Origin of the sequence: Humidesulfovibrio sp. (assembly GCF_035560995.1) — a bacterium.
Taxonomy (GTDB): Bacteria; Desulfobacterota; Desulfovibrionia; order Desulfovibrionales; family Desulfovibrionaceae; genus Humidesulfovibrio.
Genome location: NZ_DATMYK010000214.1, coordinates 1 through 2,728, shown reverse-complemented (window position 1 = coordinate 2,728; position 2,728 = coordinate 1). Strand labels below are relative to the sequence as shown.

Here is a 2,728-nt window from a genome sequence, read left to right as displayed (position 1 = left end):
GTCCTGGGCGGGCGGGGCGAAATCGAGCAAAGACGGCGCGGCCGCCGCGGCCGGAGCGCTGCCGAACAGGGAAAGCTGCCCGGCCCCGGCGTTCTTCTTCGAGGCCGCGCTTTTCGCGGGTGCGGCGACACCCCCGGCGGACGCGCTGCCCACGGGCGCAATGCCCACTGGGGCGATAAAAGACGCGGTGGCGGCGGAGACCGGCGCAGGCGCAATGAGCGGCGCATGGCCAGCCGCCTCCCAGGGCGGCGGACCGCTGTAGGAGGCGGAGTGCGCGCTCTGTCCAGAACCATTCGGGCCAGCCCCGTTTTGCCCCGGCAGCGGGATCTCCCGCAGCAGGCTGCGGAATTCGTAGGTGCGCAGAAATTCGGCCAGCTTGTCCACGTCCGGGGGCTGCACGGCCAGGGTGTCCAGGGTCAGGTCCGGGCAGCAGCCCAGGCGCAGGCGCGTCAGCTCGCGGTACAGGAACACGTCGTCCATGCGGCCGTCCAGCTTCTTGCGGAAGCTCTCGGGCAGGCGCGTGTCGCCCGCAGCCTCGGCCGCTTTCAGGTCCTCAAGGGTCGGAAAATCGTGCAGCACCTTGAGCGCCGTCTTGGGCCCCACGCCCGGCAGGCCGGGAATGTTGTCCGAGCTGTCGCCCATGAGGGCCTGCAAGTCCGGCCACTGCTCCGGCCGTATGCCCAGCTCGGCCATGAAGTCGGCCTCGCTCGTGACCTTCTCGTTCTTGCCCGCCGGGTCCCACAGGTACACGTTGGGCGTCAGGCACTGCTTCAGGTCCTTGTCCGAGGCCACCAGCACCACGGGGCGCTCCGCCTGGTTGGCTGCGGCCAGGCTGGCGATGCAGTCGTCGGCCTCTATGCCATCGGACACGGTGAGCGACAGGCCGAGCAGGCGGATGGCCTCGCGCAGGGGCTCGATCTGCGCGGCCAGGTCCTCGGGCATCTTGGGCCGCTGGGCTTTGTAGGGCTCGAACATCTGGTGGCGGAAGGTCGGGCCCTTGCCGTCCATGAAGAAGCCCACGTACTTGGGCCGTTCCTCGCGCAGAATGCGCAGAAGGATGCGCAGCACGATGTAGATGGCGCCCGTGGCCATGCCGTCGGAGCGCTTGAGGTCCGGGTAGGCGTAGAAGCCCCGGTAGAGGAAGCTGGTGCCGTCGACGAGAAACAGCGGCTCGGCGTCGCCGAGGTTCAGGCGGGCTTTGAGTGCCATGCGCTTATATCCGCTGGAAGCCGCTGGTCTTGCCGCGCGAGAGCTTTTTCAGCACGTACATTTCCGGGTCCTTGCCATCCAGGGCGGAGAGGGGAATCTCCGCGCGGGCGGCGCCCTTGTGGCCCCCGGCCGAGCCGATGTCGCCGAAGAGCGTGGCCGCGAACTTGCCGATGTCCTTGCGGATGCCGTCGCCCCGGAAGATGACGATGAGCGTGTCGCCGCTGATGCCCGACACGGCGTCCCAGGAGATGGAATGCACGCGCATGAAGAAGTCGGCCACGACCACCAGGATGTCCGGGCTGGCCACCTTGCCCAGGTGCGCGGTGAGGCCCGTGCCGATGCGGCGCAGGTTGTAGAACGCGCGGGAGAAGTAGCGCATCCACTCCAGGTGGTATTCGCTGCGCACGATGCGCGTGATGAGCGCGTGGTCCGCGTATTTCGAAAGGTACTTGAAGGCGTTGATGTCCGCGTCGATGAACTTGCGCTGGAAGTTCAGGGTGTCGGCCTTGATGCCGTACAAGAGCGCGGAGGCCAGGAGCTTGGGCGGGCGTATCTGCATGCGCTGGATGTATTCGGTCAGCATGGTGCAGGTGGCGCCGTACTTGGGACGAATGTCCACCACCGGGGCGACCACGGGCTTGTCCGCGGAGATGGGGTGGTGGTCGATGACCACGGTGTAGTTCAGCTTGGCCAGCTCCGGATGGTGGTGCGGCTGGCTGTCCACCAGGGCGAAGTGGTCGTACTGGGCGATGAGGTTCGGGATGAGCTTCCTGGTGGGCACGCGCAGGTAGCGGATCATGGCCAGGTTGTCCGGGCGCTTGATCTCGTTCACATGCCCGATGCCGATGTCCAGCACGCGCCGCGAGAGGATGGCCTTGAGCCCCAGGGCCGCGCCCATGGAGTCCGGGTCCGCGTTGATGACGATGAGCCAGCGCTGGTCCTTGGCAAGCAAGGGCAAGAGCGCCTGCACCTTTTCGTCAGTCAGCTTGGATACGCCCATGTTCCGCCTTCTTAAGCGCCAGGGGCAAACCCGCCACAACGAGGCACGCCTCGTCGGACTGGGCCGCCACGGCCTGATTGAGCCGCCCGAGTTTTTTCAGAAACGTCCTGGCCTCGCTTGAAGCAGGCAAAGGCGAGAAACCGATCTCGCAGGACACCAGAATGACGTTCAGGTCCTGGGAATGCTTCAGCACGTCCAGCAGGGCCTCGGAAAGTTCCGTTTCGCACCCGTCCTGGGCGCAAACGTACAGCCAGAAGTCCAGGCTGTCCACCAGCACCGTCTTGTATTCCTTCTTAGCCTCCAGCAGGGCCCGTGGCAAGTCCCGGCCCACTTCCACGACGGGCAGCGAGGGGTCGCGCCGCTCCCGGTGCGAGGCGATCTGCTTGCGGAAGGACAGGTCCTTGGCCTTGCCCGTGGCCAGAAACAGCGCCGGGCCCGGGCTGTCCTCCAAAAGCTTCAGGGCGTAGTCGGACTTGCCGGACTTGTTGCCGCCGATGACAAAGGTGATCACGAAACGCT

General features: G+C 66.3%; 3 protein-coding genes. All 3 read right to left on the bottom strand.

Annotated elements, in window-relative coordinates:
* On the bottom strand, window positions 1-1,209 hold a 1,209-nt coding region (locus VN419_RS08475; protein WP_325646462.1), incomplete at its 3' end, for a 5'-3' exonuclease.
* Between the two features lie 4 nt (window positions 1,210-1,213).
* The gene (locus tag VN419_RS08470; protein WP_325646460.1) at window positions 1,214-2,209 is read right to left on the bottom strand and encodes a DHH family phosphoesterase; all 996 of its coding nucleotides are present in this window, start codon (window positions 2,207-2,209) and stop codon (window positions 1,214-1,216) included.
* Window positions 2,187-2,728, bottom strand: a 542-nt coding sequence (locus VN419_RS08465) for a bifunctional adenosylcobinamide kinase/adenosylcobinamide-phosphate guanylyltransferase (protein ID WP_325646458.1), incomplete at its 5' end; no start/stop codon positions are given. The genes VN419_RS08470 and VN419_RS08465, both read right to left, overlap by 23 nt.

Bases quoted from the DNA above. Each gene is read 5' to 3' on its own strand.
- VN419_RS08470 (WP_325646460.1), bottom strand. From the start codon at position 2,209: ATGGGCGTATCCAAGCTGACTGACGAAAAGGTGCAGGCGCTCTTGCCC.